The organism is Inhella crocodyli, from assembly GCF_004004565.1.
GTDB lineage: Bacteria > Pseudomonadota > Gammaproteobacteria > Burkholderiales > Burkholderiaceae_C > Inhella > Inhella crocodyli.
Window position 1 is genome coordinate 85,126 of record NZ_SACM01000006.1, and the last position, 25,449, is coordinate 110,574.

Below are 25,449 nucleotides of genomic sequence, written 5' to 3' on the forward strand. Positions count from 1 at the left end.
GCTTTGCGCCTAGATCGCGGCCGCTTAGGCCGGCGCTTCGGGCACGTCCGATTCCCTCCCACCCTCTGAGTGCCCACCCGGGCACGCGCCCGGTTATCGTGGGTCACTGCCTGGCGCCGCTGGGCCCAGGAGCCCCCGTGCCCAAACCCGTGCCCAGCACGCCCCCCCGCGCCACCTTGACGGGCGCCGCCCGGCTGGCCACCCACGGCACCTTGGGCCTGGTGCGCTTGGTCGAGGCCATGCACGCCCGCATCCAACGGCCGCCCGGTATTCCCGGCCCCAAGGATGGGCGCACCCGGGGCCTCACCGGCCTCGTGTACCGCAGCGTGCACGGCGTCACCCGCTTGGTGGGCGGCAGTGCCGAAGCGTTGCTGGGCTTGCTGCCCGAGGCCGTGGCGCAAGGCCCCCGCAGCCCCCGGCACGACGCCGTCGTCGCCGCTTTGAATGGCGTGCTGGGCGATCACCTCGCCGCCACCCACAACCCCTTGGCCCAGTCCATGCAGCTGTGCAGCGAGGGCGAGCCCCTCGTGCTCAGCCGCGCGGCGCTGGCCCAGCGATTCCCCACGCCCAGCGCCGGCGTGCTCGTGCTCCTGCACGGCCTGTGCATGAACGACCGCCAATGGCGCCGCAAGGGCCACGACCACGGCGCCCAGCTGGCCGCCGCGCTGGGCCTCACGCCCGTCTACCTTCGCTACAACACCGGCCTGCCCGTGGCCGACAACGGCCGCCAGTTCGCCGAGCTGATGGCCAAGCTGCTGCGCGTGTGGCCGCACCCGGCGCCGCGCGTGGTGCTGCTGGCCCACAGCATGGGCGGCCTCGTGGCGCGCAGCGCCTTCCACCAAGCCGGGCGCGCCCCCTGGACGCGCCGCGTCAGCGACCTCGTCTTCCTGGGCACCCCGCACTTCGGCGCCCCGCTGGAGAAAACCGGCCACGGCGTGGACCTGCTGCTGGACGCCGCCCCCTACGCCGCACCCCTGGCCCGCCTGGGCCGCGTGCGCAGCGCCGGCATCACCGACCTGCGCCACGGCCTCGGCCCCGAGGTGGGCCTGCCCCCCGAGGTTCGCTGCTGGGCCATCGCCGGCACCTTGGGCGCCGACCCGGACGCGCTGCCACCCAAGCTGCTGGGCGACGGCCTGGTGCGCCTGCCCAGCGCCCTGGGCCAGCACCGCGACCCGTCCCGGCGCTTGCCCTTCCCGCCCGAGCGGCAGTGGGTGGCCGCCGGCGTGGGGCACCTGGACTTGCTCTGCAGCAAGGCGGTGGGGAACCGTGTGGCGGCTTGGTTGCAGGCTGCGGCAGGCGAGGGGGCCGCGCCCGCGGCTTGAACAGCCCGCGCCCAGGCCCCGGGCGGTCGTGATGCCGCTGGCATCATGAGGGACGCTGCATCGCGTTGCTGGGTTTCACCACGTTTGTCACAACGCGCCGCATTTGTCGGCTTTTTAGTACGGGATGAAAGTCCACATCTGGCCGGATTTGTCGATATGAATCAAGCACTTGCCCTCGATCATGCCCGCCGAGTTAGGGCGCACGATGCGGTGTTAGGCGGCAGCGCCTGTCGCCCTACAACACGTTAGGTGGCAAACAGTGATCGACTTTGAGATCAAGCTGAAGAGCCTGTGGCGTTCTAAGGATGGCGTAGATATTGAGCGACCGTTCCTGTATTTCATTTCTGTGAAGTCGTCGGATGGCGCGGTGTACACGTACGTTGGTAAGGCGCGTGACGAAGCTCGACTGCACGAGTACCGCCGGAATATGCTCAAGATTCATGCGCGGCGCGAACGTGGAAAGTCGCAAAACTATCGCGCTGTTCACTTCGCTTTGTACTCCGCGCTAAGAAATGACTGGGAAATTGACTTCTTCCCCTTGGAGAACTGCGAAAAGGGGCAACTAAACGAGCTTGAACGACAGCGCATTCGTGAGCGTTGCTGCAATCTCAATGGAGCGCGTACGTGGCGCGTTGCTCAACTCGATCAGGTGTCACTTCATGGATTGGTGCGCACGTCAGCCACCTAACCTGTCATTGCAGCCGACCCTTGCCAGCTGCGCCGTCCGGTCGGCTGAACTCCAACGTTAGGCCGAAAATTCATCTATGAAAAAGACTGTCGTTGCGCTCTTTTGGCTCGCCCTTGTGAATGCTGCGTTTGCCTGGCTGTATGCCGAATATTCGGTTAGGTTCAATCCAAAGATTACTCATGATGAGGCTTATCGCTTTGGCGAGACCTATGGCATGGCGTTCTTTGTCATCTCCATAGTGGTTGTGACTTTCCTTGCCGCGAAGAACAAGCTACCAGGCGCGCGAGAGCGAACGCCAAACCACACCGCCTAACAACGCCCTTGAGCCAACTCGCGTCGGCAGCGCCGCCGTTCGCGGCTCAGCTTCAACGTTGGACGTCAGAAATGCACCAATCTGTCTCGCACCGATTCCTGGGGGCTCTGAAACTGTCTCACATGTATTTCCAATGAAGAAAGTTTTAGTTCTTGTATTATTGGCGTACGGCGGCTGGGTTGCGTTGAAAACTGCGGCCATATACCAGAATGGAGACCACCGCGCTGCATGTCGGTCGGAGCTTCAGTCAAAATCACCGGTTGATACCAAGACAGCAACGCAGAGCGAAATGTTGGAATGGGCGATTGAACTTGAGTCGTGCATAGGCAAGCGGCGCGGTTTCCTGGAGAAACTTTATGGATACTGATTCTTCCAAGAGCCTGCACGCTTCGTTTTTGTTTGGCGGTGCCATTGATCCAACTGGCCAGATCTCACGAACTGACGCCTAACCCTCCACAGGGACTCCCCATTGACCCTGCCCATGTTTTGTGGACACTCCAACCCTACTGCAGGAGTGTTCGATGGGAATGCCCGGTCTGGAGCTATCTCGAAAATCTGGTCCAGGTGGAAATAGAGAATTCCCAGCAACGGAGTCCCTACATGAAGAAGTCCCGATTCACCGACAGCCAGATCGTGGCCGTGCTCAAGGAGGTCGATCTTGGTGCCAAGGGCGGCTCAGGCTACCTAGCGGTCATTTTTCAGCGACAGATTGAAGAAAATCGGCAACGAATCAAAGACGTCAAGGGATCGAAGCTTAGACCTCGGAATTTAGGCAAACCAGTGATTTCGGCTGCGTTGCTGCCCAACCACTTATTGCGACCGACCCAGGCCGGTTAAATAAAACGCTGGAATGCCCAGTAAATCCGTTTCCGCCGGGCTCGAAGCGGCCGTCTTTGTCAGCATGGGCCTGGTATGCGCCTTTTACGTGCTGTGGCTTGCGGTGGACGTTTGGAAGGTGCGGCAGTCGCTCGATGGGACGAGGGTGGAGGGCCGGGTTGTCGCCGTTCAAGTGCGAGACGGTGGGCGCAAGGTGGGCCACTGCCTGGACCTTGCTTACACCTACGACTTCGAAGGCGGTCATTTCTCGGGCCGGAACCGCAGCTTTGGAACCGCGCCGTGCGGGCCACAGGCGCGGGTTGAGGAACTGGCCCGCGCTTACGTGCCGGGGGCGCCCATCGACGTCTACGTCAACCCGAAGGACATCTTCGAATCGGTGTTGCACCCCGGGGTGATGGAGGGCGGGACGTGGACGTCAATCGGCGTGTTTGGCCTGCTCGCCGTGGCTTGCGGGTGGCTCGCCGTGGTGACGTTGCGCGACGAACAGCGCGCCTGAGGGCCTTGGAGGCCGCGGCCGCCGGGAGGCGCGTGTCGCCGCGGCCCGGGTCAGCCGTTCAGCGCCCCTGCCGGTACGCGCGGGGCGTGGTGCCGGTGCGCCGCCGGAACTCGGCGTTGAAGTGCGACAGGGTGGCAAAGCCGCAGCGCTGGGCCACCTCGGCCACGGGGCGGTCGGACTGGCGCAGTTGCAAGCAGGCTTCGCCCACGCGCAGGTCGTTCACGTAGGCGCTGAAGGGCTTGCCCACCAGGCGCTGGAAGCTGCGCGCGAAGGCGCCGGGGGTGACGTGCAGGTGGGCCGCGGCCTCCTGCGCGCTCAAGGGCGCGCCGAGGTTGGCCTGCACCCAGGCCAGCAGGCCGTCCAGCCGGCGCTGCACGGTGGCCTTGGGGCGCGCCACGCGGGGGGCGCTGCGGTCGATGGGGGCCAGCGCGTCGTCCGGGGCATCGGCCAGCGTGCCCAGCAGCGCCAGCGCGCCGCCCAGCAAGGCCAGGCCTGGGGCGTGGGGCAGGGCGGCCAGCGCGGCGCTGGTGCGCGCGTGCAGGGCCCCGCGCACGCGCAGGCCCTGGCCGGCGCGCTGCAGCAGGGGCAGGGCCTGCTGGCGCCACTCGGGCAGCAGGGCGGCGGCGGCCGTCAGGTCCAGCTGCAGCACGGTGGCGCGCACGCCCTCGGGGGGCTCGCCGCGGGTGTGCCAGGTGTGCGGCAGGCCCGGGGCCAGCAGCACCAGGTCGCCGTCGTCAAAGGGCGCCACGTCGCCGCCCACGAAGCGCAGGCCCGCGCCGCGTTCGATCCAGGTCAGCTCCAGCGCGTCGTGCGCGTGCAGCGGCGCGGCAAAGGCGGCGAGGTGCAGGCGCAGCAAGCGCACGCTGTGCTGCGGGCCGGCGACGGATGACTCCCAGCTGACCTTCATGGCGGGCTTGATCCGGCTTGAGTGTTGAATGAGTGTCAGTATCGGTGGCCTTGCAGGCAGTTGGCGCGGGGGCGTTTGCGCACACTGACGCCGCCATGACGCTGCCCGTCCCCCCTGCTGCCAACGCCGCCCCCGCCCCCTCGGCCCACCCGTGGTGGCGGGGCGCGGTGCTGTACCAGGTCTACCCCCGCTCTTACGCCGACAGCAACGGCGACGGTGTGGGCGACCTGCCCGGCATCACCGCGCGCCTGGACCACATCGCCGCGCTGGGCGTGGACGGGCTGTGGATCAGCCCCTTCTTTCCGAGCCCGATGCGCGACTTCGGCTACGACGTGAGCGATTACTGCGGCGTCGACCCGCGCTTTGGCACGCTGGCCGACTTCGACGCGCTGGTGGCGCGTGCGCACGCGCTGGGCCTGAAGGTGGTGATCGACCAGGTGTGGAGCCACACAGCGGCCGAGCACCCGTGGTTCGTGGAAAGCCGCAGCAGCCGCGACAACCCCAAGGCCGACTGGTACGTGTGGGCCGACGCCAAGCCCGATGGCAGCCCGCCCAACAACTGGCAAAGCTGGATGGGCGGCCCGGCCTGGCGCTGGGAGCCGCGCCGAAAGCAGTACCACCTGCACAACTTTTTGCCGCAGATGCCGGACCTGAACTTCCACTGCCCGGCCGTGCAAGACGCCGTGCTGGACGTGGGCCGTTTTTGGCTGGACCGCGGCGTGGACGGCTTCCGGCTCGACACCGCCAACCTCTACGCCCACGACCCCCTGCTGCGCGACAACCCGCCGCTGCCGCCGGGCGAGCGCGGCGACAGCCCGGTGCTGATGCAGCGCCACCAGTTCAACGCCGACCAGCCCGAGAGCCTGGCCTTCATGCAGCGCTTGCGCGCGCTGCTGGACGCGTACTCCGACGCAGCGGGCCGAGCGCCGGGCCGCTCCCAAGCCGGCCCGCATCCCCACGGGGGATCGGTGGACGTACCCGTCCGACGAGGGGCAGACCGATTCAGCGTCGGCGAGCTCGGCGGGCCCGAGCCGGTGCGCGCCATGCAGGCCTACACCGAGGGCACGCGGCATCTGCACACGGCCTACTCCTTCGCATTCCTGGGCCCGCGGCCCGACGCGGCGGCGGTGATGGAGCGCCTGGCCCCCTGGGCCGATCACAGCGGTTGGCCGGCCTGGGCGTTTTCAAACCACGACGCGGTGCGCGTGGCCAGCCGCTGGGGCGCCGGCGCCGGCGGCTCGTTCGCGCTCAGCGCAGGGGCCCCGAGCGACGCCGCCCAGGCCGCCTTGCCGCCCAGCACCTGGATGGCCTTGCTCATGGCCTTGCGCGGCACGCTATTTGTTTACCAAGGCGAGGAGCTGGGCCTGCCGCAAAGCCGGCTCGCCTTCGAGCAACTGCAAGACCCTTACGGCATCGCCAACTGGCCTTTGAGCGAAGGCCGCGACGGCTGCCGCACGCCCATGCCCTGGGTGGCCGAGGCGCCGCACGCCGGCTTCAGCCCCGCCCCGCCTTGGCTGCCGGCCGACCCGGCCCATGCGCCGCTGGCGGTGGACCGCCAAGCCGCCGACCCGGGCTCGATGCTGAACACCACGCGCGCCCTGATCGCCCTGCGGCGCCGCCACCCGGCCTTGCGCCTGGGCACGCTGACGGCGCTGGTGGCCGACGGGCCGCTGTTGGTGCTGCGCCGCGAATGGCAAGGCGAGGCCGTGCTGTGCGCCTTCAACCTGGGCGCGCAGGCCCTGCCCACGCCGGCGCCCCTGGCCGAGGCCTGGGCCGGCGCGCGGGTGCTGTGGGCCCAGTTCGCCACCTCCGCCGACGCCGGGCTCGCCGGCGGTGCGGCCGTGTTTCTGGGCCTCGATGCCTGAGCTCCTCCACCCCACCATGATCGACCTCGATACCCCCTACGCCCTGAGCGCCGCCCACATCGCGCAGTTCCGCCGCGACGGTTTCATCAAGCTCAAGGACGTGCTTTCGCCCGAGACCTTGGCGCACTACGGTGCCGAGATCACGCGCCTGACCATCGCGCTCAACACCGAGCAGCGTCCGCTCGAAGAACGCAGCACTTACGACAAAGCCTTCTTGCAGGTGATGAACCTGTGGGAGCAAAGCCCGCTGGTGGGCCGCTTCGTGATGGGCCAACGCCTGGGGCGCATCGCCGCCGAGCTGCTGCAGGTGGGCGGCGTGCGCCTGTACCACGACCAGTCGCTCTACAAAGAGCCGGGCGGTGGCATCACCCCCGCGCACGCCGACCAGTACTACTGGCCCTTGGCCAGCGACCGCACCGTCACCGCCTGGATCCCGCTGCAGGCGGTGCCCGAGGCCATGGGGCCGCTGGGGTTTTACGCGCGCAGCCAGTCGGTCGAGTTTGGGCGCGACCTTGGCATCAGCGACGAAAGCGAGGACAAGATCAGCGCCAACATGGCCCGCCACGGCTTCGAGTTCGTCAGCGGCGCCTTCGAGCTCGGCGAGGTCAGCTTCCACCTGGGCTGGACTTTCCACAAGGCCGGCGCCAACGTCAGCGATCGCCCTCGCTCGGTCATGACGGTCATCTACATGGACGCCGCGATGCGCCTGGTGCCGGCGCTCAACCCCGTGCAGGCCAACGACCGCGACCAGTGGTGCCCCGGGGCGCGCGAGGGCGAAGTCATCGCCACGCGCAAGAACCCCGTGGTGTGGCAACGGGCTTGAGGCCGCCATGCGCCTGCGCAAAGACATCCACCTGGGCACCCTGCTGGCGCTGCCGCCGGCCTCGCGCGGTTGGCGCGCCAGCCTGGACGAGCAGCTGCAGTTGCTGAAGGCCGAGGGCTACGAAGGCGCCCAGGCTTGGGATGGGTGGGGTGCCATCCAGCGCGCTGGCCTGGACGCCAGCGGCATCGCCCGCGTGACCCGGCCCGAGCAGCTCGACCCCCTGGCCCGCCAGCACCGCGCCGAGGGCCTGCTCTACACGAACCTGCACCTGGGCACGGGCTTCGACAGCGACGCCGAGATGGACGCACTGGCCGCCGCGCTGCTGGAAGCGCAGGCCCGCCACGGGCACCGGTTGCTCGTGGAGACGCACCGCGCCACGGCCACGCAAGACATCTGGCGCACGCTGCGCTGGGTGGAGCGCTTCCCCGACCTGCGCTTCACCGCCGACCTGAGCCACTGGTACACCGGCCAAGAGCTGACCTACGGCGGCGAGTTCGCCGAGCGCATGGCCCGCCTGCAGCCGGTGTTCGAGCGGGTGCGCGCCTTTCACGGCCGCATTGGCAACAGCGGCTGCCTGCAAACGCCGCTGGACCGCCCGGGCCTGTACCTGGACCACTACCGCGCGATGTGGACGGCCTGCTGCGCCGGTTTCTTGCGCCACGCCGAGCCCGGCAGCGCCTTGAGCTTCAACGCCGAGCTGCTGCCCATGGCGGTGGGCGAAGGCGCCCACGCGATGTGGCTGCACTACCAACAGGCCACCCAGGCCGCGCCCACCGACCCCTGGCAGGGCGAGCCCTGCGACCGATTCGCCGACGCCGAAGCCCTGTGGGCCATCATCTGCGCCTGCTTCCACCAGGCCTGCCACGACACCGCCACGGAGACCCCCACCCCATGACCCGACGCACCTTTTTGGCCATGGCGCCCGCGCTGATCGCCGCCCCGCTGTGGACGCCCACCGCCGCCCCGGCCCAGGCCTTGCAAACCCCCCGCGCGGGGCGCGTCGAGCGCCTGGCGAACTTCCCGTCGAAGTTCGTCGACCCCCGCCACGTCGAGGTTTGGCTCCCGCCGGGCTACGACCCGCAGGCCAAGCGCTACGCCGTGCTTTACATGCACGACGGCCAAATGCTGTTCGACCCCAGCACCACCTGGAACCGAAAGGCCTGGCACGTGGACGAGGCGGCCGCGCGCCTGATGGCCGCGGGCCAGGTGCAGGACTTCATCGTGGTCGGCCCCTGGAACAACGGCAAGTTCCGCCACGCCGAGTACTTCCCCGCCAAGTTCTTGCCGCACCTGCCCGAGCCGCTGCGCCAGGGGCTTGTCAATCAGGGCCTGCAAGGCCGCTCGCAAAGCGACGCCTACCTGCGGTTTCTGGTGGAAGAGCTCAAGCCCGCGATCGACACCAGGTACGCCACCCGGCCCGAGCGCGAGGCCACGTTCTTGATGGGCTCCAGCATGGGCGGGCTGATCAGCGCCTACGCGCTGTGCGAGCACCCCAAGGTGTTCGGCGGCGCGGCCTGCCTGAGCACGCACTGGATCGGCACCTTCCAGCGCAACGACGAGGTGCCCAGCGCCGCCATCGCCTACCTGCGCGGCGCGCTGCCCGACCCGGCGTCCGTCAAGTGGTGGATGGACCGCGGCACCACCGAGCTGGACGCCCAGTACGACCAGGCGCAGCCGCGCATCGACGCGCTGATGGCCGAGAAAGGCTTCGTGCCCGGCGCGCGCTACCAAACCCGGGTGTACGAGGGCACCGGCCACAACGAGGTCGACTGGGCCCGCCGCCTGCACGAGCCCTTGACCTTCTTGCTGGGTCGCTGATGCGCACAACCCTGGCCGCCCTGCTGCTGGCCGCCCTGGGAGGGGCGCACGCGCAAGGCCTCACCCGCCACGTCGACCCCTTCATCGGCACCGACGGCACGGGGCACGTGACGCCCGGCGCCACGGTGCCCTTCGGCATGGTCTTCCCCAGCCCCGACAACGCCGACCGGGGCTGGAGCTTCAGCGGCGGCTACCAGTACCGCGCGCCGCGCATCCTGGGCTTTTCCAACACGCACATGAGCGGCGTGGGCATCGGCGACCTGGGCGACGTGCTGCTGCAGCCGGCGCAAGGCCAGCGCTGGACGGCCCAAACCACCGACTTCAGCAGCGCCTACGACAAGGCGAGCGAGCGCGCCCGCCCGGGCCATTACGCCGTCACGCTCAAAGACCTGGGCGTGCGCGTGGACCTCACCGCCACCGAGCGCGTGGCCTTCCAGCGCTACACCTTTGCCCGGCCCGGCCGCGTGCAGGTGCTGGTGGACATGCAGCACGGCCTGCTGTTCGGCGACGGCCCGCGCGTCACCCACAGCCAGCACGCGGTGGACGCCGCGCGCGGCGAGGTCACGGGCACGGTGCACGCCAAGAACTGGGTCGAGCGGCAGACCAGCTTCATCGTGCGCTTCAACCGGCCCATCGCCGCGCAGGCCGTGGTGGCGCCGCGCGAGGGCGACAAGGCGCCGCGTTTGCTGCTGGCGTTCGATCTCGGCCAGGCCCAACAGCTGGAAGCCCGCGTGGCCGTGTCCACCGTGGACGAGGCCGGCGCGCGCGCCAATCTCGACGCCATCGGCCCGCTGGGCTTCGACATCGCCCGCCAGCAGGCCGACGCCACCTGGAACCGCCTGCTGTCGCGCATCCAGATCGATGCCGACGCCGGCACGAAGCGGCTCTTCTACTCGGCGCTCTACCGCACCCTGCTGCACCCCAGCAACGTCGCCGACGTGGACGGCCGCGTGCGTGGCCCCCAGGGCGGGGTGATCCAGGCCCCCGGTGGCGTGTACTACTCGACGCTGAGCCTGTGGGACACCTTCCGCGCCAGCCATCCGCTGTACACGCTGATCGTGCCCGAGCGCGTGCCCGGCTTCGTCAGCACCCTCGTCGCCCACCAGCAGCAAATGGGCTACCTGCCGCTGTGGACCGTGATGGGCCGCGAGACGCACACCATGATCGGCAACCCCGCCCTGCCCGTCATCGCCGACGCCATCGCCAAGGGTTTTGCGGTGGACCGCGAGGCCGCGCTGCAGGCCATGCTGGCCACCAGCACGCAGGACCGCCCCGGCGCACCCGCCTGGGCGCAACGCAGCTGGCAGTGGCTGGACCAGTACGGCTACCTGCCGTTTGACAAAGCGCCGGGCGAGGCGGTCAGCAAGACGGCCGAGTACGGCTACGGCGACGCCGCGCTGGCCCAGGTGGCGCGCCTGATGGGTCGCAGCGAACTGGCCGAGCGCTTCGCGCGGCGCGCCGGCAGCTGGCGCAACCTGTTTGACGAAGGCACCCAAACCCTGCGCGGCAAAGACAGCCAAGGCCGCTGGCGCGAGCCCTTCGACCCCGTGGTGGCCACCAGCCCGATGAACAACCCGGGCGACTACACCGAGGCCAACGCCTACCAGTACACCGCCACCCCGGCCCTGCACGACCCCGAGGGCTTTCGCGAGCGCCTGGGCGGACCCGAGGGCCTGGGCCGTTGGCTGGACCGCTTCTTCACCTTGCCCGTGCCCAACCCCGACAAGCACCTGGGCCAGGAGGCGCTGATCGGCCAGTACGCGCACGGCAACGAGCCCAGCCACCACATCGCCTGGCTCTACGCCTTCAGCGACCGCCCCGAGCAAGGCCACGCCCGCGTGGCCGAGGTGGTACGCCGCTTCTACAGCACGCGCCCTGACGGCATCGTCGGCAACGACGACGCGGGGCAGATGAGCGCCTGGCTGGTCTTCGCGATGCTGGGCTTCTACCCCGCGCAGCCGGCCTCGGGTCACTACGTGCTGGGCCAGCCCCTGGTGCGCGGCGCCACCCTGCAACTGGCCGACGGGCGGCAACTGCGCCTGAGTGGCCGCGGCCCGGTGGTGCGTCTCAACGGCCAGGCCGTGGCGCCCACCGCGCTGTCACACGCGGCGCTCAGCCACGGTGGCAAGTTGGTGTGGGGCCACTGACGAAGGGCGCTGCGTCGGCTCGAGATCCCTCAAGGGAAGCTGACTTGGCTGAACACCAGTTGGCCTTGGACCCAACTCATCAGCCACAGACTGTCACCCACACGCGCCAGCGCCTGCGGCTGGCCGTTGCACGACTGCTGTGCGCTGAGGGCCAGGCTGCTGTTGTGCCGGGTCAGGCGACAGCCACCCTCAGTACCAACCGACACCAAGGACTCATCACTCAGCCATTGCAGGTCGGTCAGGGGGCCGCCCAACTGGGCCACCACCCGCAGGTCCACGGTGCTGTACACGTCCCCGGTGCCCAAGGCGATGCGGGCGCCCCCCTGTGAGACACGGATGGGGCCCGTGAACCAGACCTCGCCGTGGTAGGGCGTTTCGCCGCTTTCGACGATCTTGCCTGCGGCGCTGATCCGCTCGTAATGCAAGTCGTTGGGCGACGTGCCGTCGCGGAAGAAGTACACGCGAGATTGCGTCGGGGCCCACTCGAAGTGCTCCGACACGTAGTTCCATTCCTTGCTATCCGTCAGCTTGCCCGAGGCGTCGAACACGTAGTGCGTGGCCCAGGCCCCGCTGGCGTCCACTGCCATCACGTGCTCGCCCACGGCTGCCACCCCCAAGACCGGCAGGGCCACCTGCGCCCACGCGCGCTCGGTGGCTCCATCCACGGTGTCCATCGCCGTGATCTGGCCGTTCTCATAGCCCAGGTAGATGCGGCGGTGCGTGCTCGAGTAGGCCGCCTTCTTGGGCAGCAGGCGACGACCTGCGCCGTCGACCTGGCCGACCGCCAGGGGCGACAACCAGGTGCGGGTCTGGGGCGACCAGCGGTACAGCCGGTCGCGGTCGGCTGCGAACAGCAGCACCTGACCCTGCGCGTCGGTCATCGCCTGCAGCGCACCGGGCGCGGGGGCGTACAGCAGGGGGTTGCACTTGCGCCCATCGCCTTGCTCCAAGGCGTAGCAGGCAGCGTCTTGCGGGTAGTGGTCGAGTTTCAGTCCCGTGGGGCTGTCGGCCTGGGTGAACCCCGGCAGGAAGGCGTCGGGGTAGCCGTCGTTGTCGGTGTCCACGGCGGCCGTGCGGTCCAGCGGGAACTTGTCGATGGCGTTGGCGTAGCCATCCTTGTCGCTGTCGTCCGATGGTTCGTAGTCCACGAAGTCCAAGCGATCGCTGCGCTTGACGACGAGCACGGTCTTGCCGCTGTCCTTGACCATCGCCAGCAGTTGGCCGTTGCCCAGGGTCAGTTCCTCGACCTTGGTGCGACGGACGTCGTACCGGGTCAGCCGGTCGTTGGCGACGACGGCCAACTCGCCGTTCGACAGCCAGTCCGCGTCTTGGAATTCAACCGGCACGCGGCCGGACCAAGTCAGGGCCGGGGCGGCGTACACGTCGCCGCTGCCCAAAAGCACTTTGCTGCCATCGCTGCTGACGCGGATCGGGCCCTGGATGTTGTAGCTGCCGTGGTAGGGCGATTCGCCCCGCTCGACGATCCGACCGGTGGTCGGATCGATGCGCTCGTACATGAGGTCGTTGGGGCTCATGCCGTCGCGGAAGTAGTACAGCCGGTTGCTGTTGGCGTCCCAGGCCCATTGGGTGAGCGGGTGGTTCCATTCCTCGCTCATGACCCGTTTGCCCGTGCCATCAAAAACGTGGTGGCTGGCCCATGCACCGCTGTCGTCCTGGGCCACCAGGTAGGTGCCCGCGGCAGCCAAGCCACGCACCGCCATCGGGGTCGTGGCAAAGGTGCCAGCCACCGGGCGCAAGTCGGGGCCATAGGCGCGGATTTGCCCTTGACCATCGCCGACGAACACCCGCGTCAGGCCGGGCGCGTACACCATGGCCGTGGGGGTGGTGCCTTGGATCGTGCCTTCGCCGATGAAATGGCGCGTCTTCAGGTCGTAGCCGTAGAGCTTGAGCGCGTCGCCCTCGCCGTAGAAGTAGACCTTGCCGTCGCCATGTCCGATGACGCGCAAACGCATCCCCGCGAGCACCCTTCGCAGGCACTGACCATTGGACGTGTCGCTGGCGGCCGCGCACAAGGCATCTTGGGGTGCTGCATCGCTGGCGTCTGGCGTGCCGTCGCCGTCGGCGTCGGGCGGGGGTGGGGCAGGGGCCGGTGCGGGCGCAGGGGCGGGCGCCGGCGACGGGCTTGGACTGTCGCCGCCCCCACCACCACAAGCCACCAACAGCGCACAAACGCCCAGCGTCAGCCAAGGCTTCCCCATCGATGCAAGCATCGTTCCTCCCTAGGATCTTGTTTTGGATGCCACCGAAGGGTGGCCAACCGGCGATTCTAGAAAGCGCCTGGGGCACGCTCGGCCCCCAGGCGAGGGGTCAGGCCATGGCCCCTTCCGGCGTTCAGCCCGCCTTCACCACCGCGTACCGCGCCAAGGTCTTGGCCCGGGCCTCGGCGTGGTCCACCACGGGGCGCGGGTAGTCCACGCCCAAACGCAGACCGCCCAGCTCGATCGGCTTGGCCGCCCAAGGCGCGTGGATCGCGCCGTCGGTCAGGCGGGCCAGCTCGGGCAGGTAGCGGCGCACGAACACGCCCTTGGCGTCGAACTTCTCGCTTTGGGACGTGGGGTTGAAGATGCGGAAGTAGGGCTGGGCGTCGCAGCCGCAGCTGGCGGCCCATTGCCAGCCGCCGCTGTTGGCGGCAAGGTCGAAGTCGAGCAGCTTTTCGGCGAAGTAGGCCTCGCCGCGCTGCCAGTTCAGGCCCAGGTGCTTGCACAGGAAGCTGGCCACCACCATGCGCAGGCGGTTGTGCATGTAGCCGGTTTGGTTGAGCTGGCGCATGGCGGCGTCCACCAGCGGGTAGCCGGTGCGGGCCTCGCACCAGGCGGCGAACAGCTCATCCGCCTCGGGGCCTTCGTCCCACACCACGCGGGCGTAGTCGGTCTTCAGCGGGCCGTGCACCACGCCAGGGTGGTGGTGCAGCACCTGGTGGTAGAAGTCCCGCCAGATCAGTTCGTTAAGCCAGCCACCGGCGCCCTCTTGCTCGCGCAGCGGCCAGGCGGCGCGGGCCAGTTCGCGCGGGGCCACCAGGCCGAAGCGCAGCGCGGGGCTGAGGTAGCTGGGGCCTTTGACGGCGGGGAAGTTGCGCGTGTCGGCGTAGTCGGCCATGCGCTCGCTGACGAACTCGGCCAGCTGCGCGCGGGCTTGCGTCGCGCCGCCGCGGTAGCGCTCGTGCAGGTCGGTGGCCTCGAAACCCAGGTCGGCCAGGCTGGGCAGGCCGGTGGCCAGGGGGGAGGGCGCCAGGGCGGCCAGGTTCGGCACGCGCTCGGCCAGGCAGGCGGCGCCTTCCGCGGCCATGGCCTTGTGCCAGGCGTTCTTGTAGGGCGTGAACACGGTGTAGGGCTTGCCGGCGCCGGTCAGCAGCTCGCGGCGCTCGAACACGGTCACGTCTTGCACGCTGTCCACACGCACGCCGGCCAGGGCGGCGCGCACGGCCTCGTCGCGGGCCAGGGCGAAGGGGTCGTCGTCGTGGGCGAACACGAGGCGCTGGGCCTTGAGTTCATGCACCAGGGCGGGGATGACTTCTCGTGCGCGGCCGTGGCGCACGATCAGGCCCACGCCGCGTTCGCGCAGCTGGCGCTCGATGTCGGCCAGGGCGTGCCAGATCAGCTCGACGCGCCGGTCGGTGCGGGGCAGGGCGTCCAGGATGTCGCGCTCGAAAACGAAGGCCACGAACACGGGGCCGCCGGTGCTGCAGGCCGCGTGCAAGGCGGCGTGGTCGTGCAGGCGCAGGTCGCGCCGCAGCCAAACAAGGGTGGGGGTCATCGGGGCATTGTGGGTCGCAGGACAATCCCCTGTCTTGCCCTCAACCAGTGCGGTCCCCCCTCTTGAATCACGCCCTGAACCACGAGCTGATTGCCTTCGACTGGGACGGCACCCTGTTCGACTCCACCGCCTGCATCGTGCGCAGCATCCAGGCCGCCGCCCGCGAGATGGGCCTGCCCGAGCCCAGCCAGGAGAAGGCGCAGCACGTCATCGGCCTGGGCCTGGAGCAGGCCCTGCTGATCGCCGCGCCCGGCCTGCCGCGCGAGCGCTACCGCGACATGGGCCACGCCTACCGCAAGCACTACTTCGCCACGGTGCACGAGGTCACCCTGTTCGACGGCATCGTGCCCCTGCTGCACGCGCTGAAGGATCGCGGCCACCGCCTGGCCGTGGCCACGGGCAAGAGCCGCCGGGGCCTGGACGAGGCCTTGGACCAGGTGGGCCTGCGCACGCTGTTCGACGCCACCCGCACCGCCGAAGAAACCGCCGGCAAGCCCCACCCGCAGATGCTGAACGAGCTGATGGACGAGCTGAGTGTGGCGCCCGAGCGCACCCTCATGGTCGGCGACACCACGCACGACCTGCAGCTGGCGATCAATGCCGGCACCCCGGCGCTGGCGGTGAGCTTTGGCGCCCACCCGGTGGCCGAGCTGGAGGCCCTGAGGCCCTTGGCCGTGCTGCACGACGTGCCCAGCCTGCACGCTTGGTTGATGACCCATGGTTGAACCCGCGCTGGACGAGGGCCTGTGGGTGTGCGACAGCGCCGCGCTGGTAGAGCGCGGCAAGGGCGTGCAGTGGGAGCTGCTGTACTGCGGCCGCGAAGAGCGCGCCTTCGCGCTGCGCTTCGACGGCCAGGTGGTGGCCTACCTGAACCGCTGCGCCCATGTGCCCACCGAGCTGGACTGGCAGCCCGACGAGTTTTTGGACAGTGACAAGCGTTACATCCTGTGCGCCGTGCACGGGGCCGTCTATTCCCCCAGCACCGGCGCCTGCGTGATGGGCCGCTGCGGCCGCGCCGGGCTCATTCCCGTCACCGTGACCGAAGCCAACGGCCAAGTGCGTTGGTACCCTAGCCAGCATCAGCGGCCCCTGCCGCCCCCCGACCCTTCCGAGCCGCCCCCGGCCCCCCTGCCATGAACCCGTCCGATCCCACCCCGCCGCTGCCCGACGCGACCCCCAACCCGGACGACATGCTGAAGGCGCCCCCCGCTGCGCCGGCCGCGGCCCCGGCGGCCGAATCCCCGGCCCTGGCCCGCCACGAGCAGCTGGCGCTGGAGCTGGCGCGCGACTTCCTGGCCGAAAAGCGCCGCGAGCGCCGCAACCGCAACTTCTTCCGCTTCCTCTGGCTGGCGCTGGGCGCCTTCTTGGTGTGGAGCCTGTGGGCGCCCAACCACCCGGCCGCCACCACGGGCACGCCGCACACGGCCTTGGTGGAGGTGCGCGGCGAGATCGCGGCCGGTTCCGAGGCCAGCGCGGAGCTCATCGTGTCGTCGCTGAAGAACGCCTTCGAAGACCGCGGCGCGCGGGCCGTGGTGATCCGCATCAACTCGCCCGGCGGCAGCCCGGTGCAAGCCGGCATCGTGTACGACGAGATCAAGCGCCTGCGCGCGCTGCACGACAAACCGGTGTTCGCCGTGGTGGAGGACGTGTGCGCCTCGGCCGCGTACTACATCGCCTCGGCCACCGACGCCATCTACGTCGACAAGGCCTCGATGGTCGGCAGCATCGGCGTGTTGATCGACGACTTCGGCTACACCGGTCTGATGGAAAAGCTCGGCGTCGAGCGCCGGCTCATCACCGCCGGCGAGCACAAGGCCATGCTCGACCCCTTCTCGCCGCTGAAGCCGGCCGACCGCGCGCTGGCGCAAGGCTGGATCGACGGCGTGCACCAGCAGTTCATCGCCGCCGTGCGCGCCGGCCGGGGCGACCGCCTGAAGGAAGACAAGGACACCTTCTCGGGCTTGGTCTGGAACGGCGACCGCGCCGTGGAACTCGGCCTGGCCGACGGCCTGGCCAACCTCGACCACGTGGCCCGCGAGGTGGTCGGGGCCGAAGAGGTCATCGACTACACCCCGCACGACAACGTGGCCGAGCGCCTGGCCAAGCGCTTCGGCGCCGCGCTGGGCGAGGGCGCCGTGAAGACGCTGCGCAGCGCCCCCCACGTTCGCTGAACGCCCCTTCGCCACCAGGAGCCCTGGCATGGACTTCGACTGGACCTCCGGCTACCCCAGCCGACGCAGCCCCGTCTTCGGCCGCAACGTGGTGGCCACCAGCCACCCGCTGGCGGCGCAAGCGGGCCTGCAGCTGCTGCAACGCGGGGGCAACGCCGTGGACGCGGCCGTGGCCACCGCCGCCTGCATGACCCTGGTGGAACCCTGCTCCAACGGCCTGGGCAGCGACGCCTTTGCCCTGGTGTGGGACGGCACGCAGTTGCACGGCCTGAACGCCAGCGGCCCGGCGCCGATGGGCTGGACGCGGGAGCGGTTCGGCGACCGCCCCATGCCCACGCGCGGCTGGGACACGGTGACCGTGCCAGGCGCCGTCGCCGGCTGGGTGGCGCTGCACCAGCGCTTCGGCGCGCTGCCCTTCGCCGACGTCATCGCCCCGGCCATCGAGATCGCCGAGCGCGGCTACGCCGTGCCCGTGGGCGTGGCCGACAAATGGGCCCGCGCCGCGCAGGTGCCCGAGCTGGCCAACGGCGCGGGCTTCGCCCCGGCCTTTTTGCCCCGTGGCCGCGCACCCAAGGTGGGCGAGCGCTTCGCCTTCCCCGACGCCGCACGCACCCTGCGCCTGATCGCCGAGACGAAAGGCGAGGCCTTCTACCGCGGCGAGGTGGCCGCGGCGCTGGCGGCCTTCGCCGCGCAAGGCGGGGGCGCGCTCACCGCGGCCGATTTGGCGGCCTACCAGCCCGAGTGGGTGGCGCCGATCGCCACCGACTTCGAAGGGCACACGGTGCACGAGATCCCGCCCAACGGGCAGGGCATTGCGGCCTTGATGGCCTTGGGCATGGCGCGCCACCTGCACCTGGGCCAGTACGGCGTGGACGACTGGCGCACCCAGCACCTGCTGATCGAGGCCATGAAGCTGGCCTTCGCCGACGTCTACCGCCACGTGGGCGACCCCCGCGCCATGGCGCTGACGCCGGCGCAACTGCTGGACCCCGACTACCTGCGCCGGCGTGCGGCGCTGATCGACCCGGCGCAGGCGCAGGAGTACGGCGCCGGCAACCCGATCAAGGGCGGCACGATCTACCTGACCACGGCCGACGCGCGCGGCATGCAGGTCAGCTTCATCCAAAGCAACTACATGGGCTTCGGCTCGGGCCTGGTGCTGCCGGGCTACGGCGTGAGCCTGCAAAACCGCGGCGCCTGCTTCACCACGCAGCGCGGCCACGTGAACGAGGTGGGCCCGGGCAAGAAGCCCTTCCACACCATCATTCCGGCCTTCCTCACCAAGGACGGCCGCGCCCAGATGGGCTTTGGCGTCATGGGCGGCAACATGCAGCCGCAAGGCCACCTGCAAACCCTGGTGCGCATGCTGGTCTACGGACAGCACCCGCAGGCCGCCTGCGACGCACCGCGCTGGCGCTTCAACGAGGGCTTGTCCCTCAACGCCGAGCCGCACTGGCCCGCCGCCACCTTGCAGGGCTTGGTGCAAGCCGGCCACCACCTGGGCGACATCCACGACAGCTACCAGGACTTCGGCGCCGGTCAGTTCATCTGGCGGATCGATCCGCAGGGCGACCCGGCCGTGGACGGCTACGTGGCCGCCAGCGACCCGCGCCGCGACGGGGCCGCCGTGGCCTGCTGAGCCGCAGCCCGGCTCAGGCCGGGCTGTCGGGCGTGGCCGAGATCTTGTGGATGCTCAGGTCGGCGCCGTTGAACTCTTCTTCGGCGTCCAGGCGCAGGCCCACGGTGCGCTTGAGCACGCCGTATACCAAGGCGCCGCCGCCGAAGGCGATGGCCACCCCGACCGCGGTGCCCACGAGTTGGCTGGCGAACGCAACGCCGCCCAGCCCGCCCAAGGCCGGCAAGCCGAAGACGCCGGCCGCCACGCCGCCCCACGCACCGCACAGGCCGTGCAGCGGCCACACGCCGAGCACGTCGTCGATCTTCCAGCGGTTCTGCGTGACGGTGAACATGCCCACGAACAGCGCCCCGGCCACGCCGCCGGTGACCAAGGCGCCCAGCGGGTGCATCAGGTCGGAGCCGGCGCACACGGCCACCAGGCCGGCCAGGGGCCCGTTGTGCACGAAGCCGGGGTCGTTGCGGCCGAGCAGCAGGGCCACCAGGGTGCCGCCGGTCATCGCCATCAGCGAGTTCATGGCCACCAGGCCCGACACCTTGTCCAGGGTCTGCGCGCTCATCACGTTGAAGCCAAACCAGCCCACGATCAGGATCCAGGCGCCCAGGGCCAAGAAGGGGATGGAGCTGGGCGGGTGGGCGGCGATGCCGCCGTCTTTGCGGTAGCGGCCCTGCCGGGGCCCCAGCAGCAGCACAGCGGCCAGCCCAATCCAGCCGCCCACGGCGTGCACCACCACGGAGCCGGCGAAGTCGTGAAACTCCGCGCCGAACTGGGCGGCCAGCCAGGCTTGGAAGCCGAAGCGCTGGTTCCAGGCCATGCCTTCGAACAACGGGTACACCAAGGCCACCAGTGCGAAGGTGGCGGCCAGTTGCGGGTTGAACTTGGCCCGCTCGGCGATGCCGCCCGACACGATGGCCGGGATGGCCGCGGCGAAGGTCAGCAGGAAGAAGAACTTGGTCAGCGCGTAGCCGTTTTGGGCCGTCAGCGCTTGGGCGCTGCCCCAGAAGCTCACGCCGTAGGCCACCGTGTAGCCGATGCAGAAGTAGGCCAGGGTGGAGACCGCGAAGTCGCTCAGGATCTTGACCAGCGCGTTGACCTGGTTCTTGTGGCGCACCGTGCCCAGTTCCAAAAAGGCAAACCCGGCGTGCATCGCCAAGATCATGATGGCGCCCAGCAGGATGAAGAGGACGTCGGCAGAGGTGGTGGGGGGCGCCAAGGCGATGCTCCGGGAAGGGTGGCACAGAAAGCGTGCATGGCAGCAAATTGCGTACCCGCCTTGGTGCGTGCTGCGCACCACCACAAGCCCCGCGATGGTGCGAATGAGGCGCTAATGTGGTGCGTACGGCGCGAAAGGTGCCCGCTCGTGGTGCGTACTTGGCAGGTCGGGCCGACCCCTGACGAAAGTCATCCAAGCCCAGCCGGCCTAAGCTGCGGCGCATGACCAAACTCCTCGACGCCACGTAAGCGCGCTGCCGCCGCCGCGCGGCGCGGCCTGGGCCCCCGCCCAGCGCGCCGACCCCCACGTGTGCCGTTCCCCGGAGTAGTTGTCCGTGTCCTCCCTGTCCCATTGGCTCCAAGCGCTGCGAGAGCGCTTCCGCCTCAAGCCCGACGACCTGCTGCGCGACCGCGCCTACCGGCGCTTGTGGTCGTCCATCCTGATGTCGTCCACCGGCGCGCAGATCACCATGCTGGCGCTGCCGCTCACGGCCGCGTTGCTGCTGCACGCCACGCCCCAGCAAATGGGCCTGCTCACGGCGCTGGAGCTGGCGCCCTTCGTGCTGCTGTCGCTGCCCAGCGGGGTGTGGCTGGACCGCGTGCGCAAGCTGCCGGTCTACGTGGTGGGCGAGCTCACCCTGGCCGCGGCCCTGGTCACCATCCCGGTGGCGCAAGCCTTGGGCTGGCTCACCATGGAGTGGATGTACGTCGTGGCCTTCGTGCTGGGCAGCGTGCACACGGTGGCCGGCAGCGCGGCGCAGGTGGTGCTGACCCAGGTGGTGCCCCGCGAGCGCCTGGTGGAGGCCCACGCCAAGAACGCCCTGGCCTCCAGCGGCCCCGAGGTGGCCGGCCCGGCCTTTGGCGGCTTGCTCATCAAGGCCGTGGGCGCCCCGTTGGCCCTGGTGGTGGACGCGCTGCTGCTGGCGGCCTCGGCCCTGGTGCTGCGCGGCCTGCGCATCCGCGAGGTCGTCCAAAGCGCCAGCGGCCGCGGCTTCAAAGAGGAGCTGTTGACCGGCCTGCACTTCGTGCGCGGCAACGCGCTGCTGCCCACGCTGGCCTGGGTCATCGGCACCTGGCAGTTTTGCCACTACTGCGCCATGGTGGTGCAGATCCTGGTGGCCTCGCGCGAACTGGGCCTGAGCCCCGGCGCCATCGGCCTGGCCTACGTGGCCCTGGGCGTGGGCACGGTGCTGGGCAGCCTCAAGGGCCACGCCGTGAGCGAGCGCTTGGGGCCGGGCCCCTGCCTGGTGCTGGGCATTGCCGTCACGGGCGCTGGCTGGGTGCTGCTGGCGGTGGCGCCGGCCGGTCCCTTGGGCGTGTTGGCCTTCGGCCTGATGCTCGGCTGCTTCGGCCTGGGCGCCGTGCTGATGTTCATCAACTTCCTGAGCTTGCGCCAGGCCGTGACGCCCAGCCCCTTGCTCGGCCGCATGACCAGCACCATGCGCTGGCTCACGGTCTTGCCCGGGGCGCCGGGCGCCTTGCTGGGGGGCTGGCTGGGCCAGCACCTGGGCCTGCGCTGGGCGCTGGGCTTCGCCGGCGCCAGCGCGCTGCTGCTGGCCCTGGCCGCGTGGCGCTCGCCGGTGCTGCGCGCGGTGACCACGCTGCCCCAACTGGCCGACGAGGCGGGAGAGCCGCCCGAGCCGGCGGAGGCGATGCTGCCTTGAGTTGGGGTGGTTTCGATCGTGGCTATGGACCGGGCGGCCAAGCCATGCTGTTGATTTGCTGGGGCCTGCAACTGGGGGGCAGCAGGCGGGTAGCCATCGCTAGACCTAACATCGTCGGCCCACCATCTCAAGGCCGAATGAGGTCATCAGCATGTCAATCGCGAAGTGCACGTCGGCGGTGTCCGCCGCGTTGGTCATTGTGACCATGCCAGTCAATGCAGCGACGAATCTGGTGGATGGACTTGCTGCGGTTTACAAGTCCGGGCCGGCTCGAGTAGTGGCGTACTGCAAAGAGGCATCACCTGAGTCGCACGCCGAACTTGAGACCGAGTTCGTCTCCATGAATCGAAGAATGGCAGAGGCCGTCGAGCCAATCCTTGCCGCAAATGCCAGCGAGCTCGACTCCGTTTCGGAGAAGGAGGCGGCAGCATTGGAGGCGTTCGCCGAAGAGCTCGGCAACAGGATGCTGCAAGCCGCCAAGTCTTACGACCCTCACAAATATTGCAAATGGTTGAGCACTTCCCTACGTGGCACCACGGTTGAGAAATTGCGGGCCACGATTCAACAGTCCATGGATCGCTACGCGGAAAAGGCGAAGCGTTCGGTTACCCAATCGGGCGCACGCGAATGATCCCGCAGGCCATCACTCAGAGTGAGCTAGCAACAGCATTGACGATATTGCGCACGTGCTGGCGCAGCTCCGGCACGGCGGTGGCTTCCCAGCGCGCGGCGCGCAGCCACGGGCCCACGTAGAACAGGTCGCGCTGGGCCCGGCCTTGCGCGTCCAGCAGGGCCAAGTCGGGCCCCAATGCCAGACCGAGTCGCAAGGGGTCGGGGGCGATTTGCCCGGTGGCCAGGAGCTGCTTCAGCAGCGGGTCGTCGGCGGCCGCCAGGTCGGTGCTGGGCCCGGTGGCGTTGACCACCGCGGCCACCCGAAGCGCGCGCACCGCGCCGTCGGCACGGGCGCGCCAGCCCACCCGCCAGCCGCCTGCGTCGGGCGCCGCCTCCAGGACCCGCCCGGCGAGCACCTGGGCCTGGCCGCTGTCGCGCAGGGCGGCCAGGCGGTGCGCGGCCACCGGGGCCAAGCGGTGGCGGTGCACGTCCCAGTACGGGGCCAAGCGGGCCGCGAAGCGCGCCCGCTCGCGCAGCGGCAGGGCCTGCCACAGCGCCGGTGTGTGCGGGCGCAGCGCGTTCACGGCGTCGCGCCAGTCGCCACCGGCCTGCACGCGCTGCTGGGCCGCTTCGCGCAGCCCGCGTAGCAAGGCGCGCGCGTCGGCGCCGTGCCACGGCGGCGTGGCGTCGGTCGTGGGGCGCTGGGGGCTGTTGCGGTGCGCTTGGGGCAGCAGGCCGCGGCGGGACAGGAGCAGCACCTGCCGCGGGGCATGGCTGCTCAGTTGGAACAGCAGGTCGACGGCGGTGAGGCCCGTGCCCAGCACCAACACCGGGGCCTGCGCGGGCAAGGCCTGCAGCGCGGCCGCGTCGTCGGCCCGCAGCAAGCCGGGCTGGCCGGGGGGAAGGGCGTCCCAAGGGGCCGGCCACCGGGGCGGCAGGTGGCCCAGGGCCAGCACCACGCGGCGGGCGTGCACGGCGGGGCCGTCGTGCGTGGCCACGCGGAAGCCGCCCCCAGGCAGGGGCACGACGGCGGTCGCCGACAAGGGCAGGGCCTGCAACTCGGCCGCCGACGCCTTTCGGGCCTGCTGCAACTGCGCTTCCAAGTAATCGCCGTACAGGCGGCGCGAGACGAAAGAGCCTTCGTGCAGGCTGGGGTCGATGCGCTGCAGGTGCTGCACGAAGTGCAGGGGCTGCCCGTCCCAGGCGCTCATGTTGCCGGCGGGCACGTTGAGCAGCAGGTTGTCGTCCCAGGTGCCGTAGGCCAGGCCGCGGCCCGGGCGCGTGGGCCCGTGCAGCAGCGCGATGCGCCGGCCGGCCAGCGCCGAGTGCAGCAGCAGGTGAGCGGTGGTGAGGCTGCCGCTGTAGCCGCCGCCGACGACGGCGACGTCGAACTCGTGCGCCAAGGGCATGGTCGGTGGCGAGACGGAAGGAGAGGGCCGGCAGTCTAGGCGGCGGGCACGAAAAAGCCGCCCGAAGGCGGCTTGGGGGTTGGTGGCGTTGGTGTGGGCGTCAGAAGCGCTTGCCGAAACCGATGCTGAACAGCGTCGGGTCGACCTTGAACTCGCCGACCTTGGTGCCGTTGCTCTTGATGTCGGTGGCGATCTTGACCTTCTTCACGTCGACGTTGAACAGCCAGCCGCCGCCCACGGGGACGTCGAAGCCCAGGCCGTAGGCCAGGCCGAAGCTGCTGCCGCCGATGGACGGGTTCAGCGCGGTTTGCACGGCGGGCACGAACTTGTTCGACGAGAACAGCGTGGCGTTGACGCCCACGCCGACGTAGGGGCGCCAGCCGCTGGCATCCAGGTGGTACTGCAGGCTCAGGGTGGGCGGCAGGTGCTTCAGCGAGCCGATGTTGGTGCCGTTGGAGCGGATGTCGTGCTTTTGCGGGTAAGTCAGCACCAGCTCGGCGGCCCAGTTCTTGTCGAAGAAGTAGGTGATGTCGAGCTCGGGGAAGGTCTTGTCGTTGACCGACAGGCCCAGGCCCGTGCTGTCCTTGTTCGCCGAATCCAGGCGCAGCGCACGGCCGCGGACGATCCAGTCGCCGCTGTCTTGCGCGTGGGCGGCGGGCACAGCCACCAGCAAGGTGGTGGCGGCCAACGTGCCCAGAACGAGGGTGGTCAGTTGCTTGCGGCTCATCGATGGACTCCATTCAAAGTGGGTTTGGAATGGCGCCATTGCACCCCTCGGGAAAGCCCTTGGATTTGCGCTGCGTCAAGTCGATCGGCGGCCGAACGCCGGGGCGTTGGCCGGCTTGATTTGGATCAGTTCCGCGCGCCGCTCCGTTGCTCGGCGGCCACTCAGGGCTTGAATTCGGTCACCGCATCGGTGATCAAGCCGTCCACGCCGGCGGCCTGCAAGCGCGCGGCCTCGGCGCGCTCGTTGACCGTGTAGGCCAGGGCCCGCAGCCCGGCGTCGTGCAAGGCTTGGATGGCCTCCGCGTCCAAGGACGCGTGCTGGCAGACCACCGCGCAGGCCCCCAGGTCCAGCGCCTGCCGGGGCACCTCGGCCGACCAGCGCTCCCGCAGCAGGGCCAGGGGCCAGCCGGCATCGGCCTCGCGCGCCGCGCGCAGCGCCTCGGGCTCGAAGCTGCTGAGCAAGGGGGGCGTGGCGCCCCGCCAATGCGCCCGCAGCCAAGCCGCCACGCCCGCGCCCACCCGCGCGGCCTGCCCGGGGCTGGGCTTGAGCTCCAGGTTCAGGGCCCAGCCTTGCTGCTGCGCGGCGCGCGCCAGGGCGGCCAGGCTGCACGGCGGCTCGCCGGCGTGGGCGGCGCTGTGCCAGGACCCGGCATCCAACAAGGACAAGGCCTGCCAGGTCTGCTCGCAGGCCAGGCCCTGGCCGGTGGTGGTGCGGGCCAGCGCGTCGTCGTGCAGCAGGAAGGGCACGCCATCGCGAGAGAGCTGCACGTCGCACTCGAAGGCCCGGTAGCCGTGCGCCGCGCCCAGGCGGAAGGCGGCCAGGGTGTTTTCCGGGGCGCTGCGGCCCGCGCCGCGGTGGGCGATCCAAAACGGGTAAAGCCAGGGGGTGGACAGGGCGATGGGGCGGGACATGGCGGCTTTCGTGGATGGCGGAGTCTTGGGCCTGCTCCCCCAGAGGTTATGCCTTTGGCGCGAAGGCGCTCGGTTACCCTTGAGCCTGGGCTCCCGAAGGGGGCCCGTTCCCCTGAA

General features: G+C 69.9%; 23 protein-coding genes. 16 read left to right on the forward strand and 7 right to left on the reverse strand.

Annotation, left to right across the window (positions count from 1 at the left end; translation table 11 throughout):
- The first annotated feature begins 137 nt into the window (after window positions 1-137).
- From EOD73_RS16860 to EOD73_RS16880, 5 genes are all read left to right on the forward strand, one after another.
- A complete protein-coding gene (locus EOD73_RS16860; RefSeq protein ID WP_240660768.1) occupies window positions 138-1,322 on the forward strand; it encodes an esterase/lipase family protein in 1,185 nt (394 codons plus the stop codon).
- Between the two features lie 259 nt (window positions 1,323-1,581).
- Window positions 1,582-2,010, forward strand: coding sequence for a hypothetical protein (locus EOD73_RS16865; RefSeq protein WP_127684215.1), 429 nt, complete (start codon window positions 1,582-1,584; stop codon window positions 2,008-2,010).
- A 76-nt stretch (window positions 2,011-2,086) separates the two neighbouring features.
- Window positions 2,087-2,323: a hypothetical protein gene (locus EOD73_RS16870; protein ID WP_127684216.1), complete on the forward strand. Its 237-nt coding sequence runs from the start codon at window positions 2,087-2,089 to the stop codon at window positions 2,321-2,323.
- Window positions 2,324-2,923: 600 nt separating this feature from the next.
- Window positions 2,924-3,160, forward strand: coding sequence for a hypothetical protein (locus tag EOD73_RS16875; protein WP_127684217.1), 237 nt, complete (start codon window positions 2,924-2,926; stop codon window positions 3,158-3,160).
- 13 nt (window positions 3,161-3,173) lie between these two features.
- A complete protein-coding gene (locus tag EOD73_RS16880) occupies window positions 3,174-3,656 on the forward strand; it encodes a DUF3592 domain-containing protein (RefSeq protein WP_127684218.1) in 483 nt (160 codons plus the stop codon).
- Window positions 3,657-3,714: 58 nt separating this feature from the next.
- Here EOD73_RS16880 and EOD73_RS16885 read toward each other — a convergent pair whose 3' ends face one another.
- Entirely contained in the window at window positions 3,715-4,563 is an 849-nt protein-coding gene (locus EOD73_RS16885; RefSeq protein WP_127684219.1) for an AraC family transcriptional regulator, read from the reverse strand.
- A 95-nt stretch (window positions 4,564-4,658) separates the two neighbouring features.
- On the opposite strand from EOD73_RS16885, the gene EOD73_RS16890 reads away from it, so the two are divergent.
- From EOD73_RS16890 to EOD73_RS16910, 5 genes are read left to right on the forward strand one after another with little or no spacing between them, the layout of a single operon-like run.
- Window positions 4,659-6,428: an alpha-amylase family glycosyl hydrolase gene (locus EOD73_RS16890; RefSeq protein ID WP_127684220.1), complete on the forward strand. Its 1,770-nt coding sequence runs from the start codon at window positions 4,659-4,661 to the stop codon at window positions 6,426-6,428.
- A gap of 16 nt (window positions 6,429-6,444) precedes the next feature.
- A complete protein-coding gene (locus tag EOD73_RS16895; RefSeq protein WP_127684221.1) occupies window positions 6,445-7,251 on the forward strand; it encodes a phytanoyl-CoA dioxygenase family protein in 807 nt (268 codons plus the stop codon).
- 7 nt (window positions 7,252-7,258) lie between these two features.
- Window positions 7,259-8,146 (forward strand): IolE/MocC family protein, encoded by an 888-nt coding sequence (locus EOD73_RS16900; RefSeq protein WP_127684222.1) that lies wholly within the window; start codon window positions 7,259-7,261, stop codon window positions 8,144-8,146.
- On the forward strand, window positions 8,143-9,069 hold the full coding sequence (locus EOD73_RS16905; RefSeq protein WP_205702498.1) for an alpha/beta hydrolase: 927 nt from the start codon (window positions 8,143-8,145) through the stop codon (window positions 9,067-9,069). Before EOD73_RS16900 ends, EOD73_RS16905 begins: the two co-directional genes overlap by 4 nt.
- Window positions 9,069-11,216, forward strand: coding sequence for a GH92 family glycosyl hydrolase (locus EOD73_RS16910; protein ID WP_127684223.1), 2,148 nt, complete (start codon window positions 9,069-9,071; stop codon window positions 11,214-11,216). The genes EOD73_RS16905 and EOD73_RS16910 overlap by 1 nt, the downstream gene beginning before the upstream one ends.
- Window positions 11,217-11,245: 29 nt before the next feature.
- On the opposite strand, the gene EOD73_RS16915 is transcribed toward EOD73_RS16910, so the two are convergent.
- Both EOD73_RS16915 and EOD73_RS16920 read right to left on the reverse strand, forming a co-directional pair.
- A complete protein-coding gene (locus tag EOD73_RS16915) occupies window positions 11,246-13,189 on the reverse strand; it encodes a hypothetical protein (protein ID WP_127684224.1) in 1,944 nt (647 codons plus the stop codon).
- Window positions 13,190-13,568: 379 nt separating this feature from the next.
- Window positions 13,569-14,990: a cryptochrome/photolyase family protein gene (locus tag EOD73_RS16920; RefSeq protein ID WP_127684225.1), complete on the reverse strand. Its 1,422-nt coding sequence runs from the start codon at window positions 14,988-14,990 to the stop codon at window positions 13,569-13,571.
- A gap of 62 nt (window positions 14,991-15,052) precedes the next feature.
- On the opposite strand from EOD73_RS16920, the gene EOD73_RS16925 reads away from it, so the two are divergent.
- The 4 genes from EOD73_RS16925 to EOD73_RS16940 are packed head-to-tail and all read left to right on the forward strand — an operon-like array spanning window position 15,053 to window position 18,800.
- Window positions 15,053-15,715, forward strand: coding sequence for an HAD family hydrolase (locus EOD73_RS16925; protein ID WP_127684226.1), 663 nt, complete (start codon window positions 15,053-15,055; stop codon window positions 15,713-15,715).
- Window positions 15,708-16,127, forward strand: coding sequence for a Rieske (2Fe-2S) protein (locus EOD73_RS16930; protein ID WP_127684227.1), 420 nt, complete (start codon window positions 15,708-15,710; stop codon window positions 16,125-16,127). The genes EOD73_RS16925 and EOD73_RS16930 overlap by 8 nt, the downstream gene beginning before the upstream one ends.
- The gene (locus EOD73_RS16935; protein WP_127684228.1) at window positions 16,124-17,161 is read left to right on the forward strand and encodes a S49 family peptidase; all 1,038 of its coding nucleotides are present in this window, start codon (window positions 16,124-16,126) and stop codon (window positions 17,159-17,161) included. The genes EOD73_RS16930 and EOD73_RS16935 overlap by 4 nt, the downstream gene beginning before the upstream one ends.
- 28 nt (window positions 17,162-17,189) lie before the next feature.
- Window positions 17,190-18,800 carry a gamma-glutamyltransferase family protein gene (locus tag EOD73_RS16940; RefSeq protein ID WP_127684229.1) on the forward strand — a complete coding sequence of 537 codons (1,611 nt, stop codon included), beginning with the start codon at window positions 17,190-17,192 and terminating at the stop codon, window positions 18,798-18,800.
- A gap of 13 nt (window positions 18,801-18,813) precedes the next feature.
- On the opposite strand, the gene EOD73_RS16945 is transcribed toward EOD73_RS16940, so the two are convergent.
- Complete coding sequence (locus EOD73_RS16945) at window positions 18,814-20,010, reverse strand: ammonium transporter (RefSeq protein ID WP_127684230.1); 1,197 nt, start codon at window positions 20,008-20,010, stop codon at window positions 18,814-18,816.
- 334 nt (window positions 20,011-20,344) lie between these two features.
- Here EOD73_RS16945 and EOD73_RS16950 point away from each other — a divergent pair, with 334 nt between their 5' ends.
- The gene (locus EOD73_RS16950; RefSeq protein WP_240660769.1) at window positions 20,345-21,673 is read left to right on the forward strand and encodes an MFS transporter; all 1,329 of its coding nucleotides are present in this window, start codon (window positions 20,345-20,347) and stop codon (window positions 21,671-21,673) included.
- Window positions 21,674-21,824: 151 nt separating this feature from the next.
- Window positions 21,825-22,304, forward strand: coding sequence for a hypothetical protein (locus EOD73_RS16955; RefSeq protein WP_127684231.1), 480 nt, complete (start codon window positions 21,825-21,827; stop codon window positions 22,302-22,304).
- 16 nt (window positions 22,305-22,320) lie between these two features.
- Here the strand turns inward: EOD73_RS16955 and EOD73_RS16960 are convergent, their stop codons facing one another.
- The 3 genes from EOD73_RS16960 to ugpQ form a co-directional block, all read right to left on the reverse strand.
- Complete coding sequence (locus tag EOD73_RS16960; protein WP_127684232.1) at window positions 22,321-23,694, reverse strand: FAD/NAD(P)-binding protein; 1,374 nt, start codon at window positions 23,692-23,694, stop codon at window positions 22,321-22,323.
- A gap of 100 nt (window positions 23,695-23,794) precedes the next feature.
- The gene (locus tag EOD73_RS16965; RefSeq protein ID WP_127684233.1) at window positions 23,795-24,421 is read right to left on the reverse strand and encodes an OmpW/AlkL family protein; all 627 of its coding nucleotides are present in this window, start codon (window positions 24,419-24,421) and stop codon (window positions 23,795-23,797) included.
- Window positions 24,422-24,582: 161 nt separating this feature from the next.
- Window positions 24,583-25,332, reverse strand: a complete 750-nt coding sequence (gene ugpQ / locus EOD73_RS16970; protein ID WP_127684234.1) for a glycerophosphodiester phosphodiesterase — start codon at window positions 25,330-25,332, stop codon at window positions 24,583-24,585.
- Window positions 25,333-25,449: the final 117 nt, after the last annotated feature.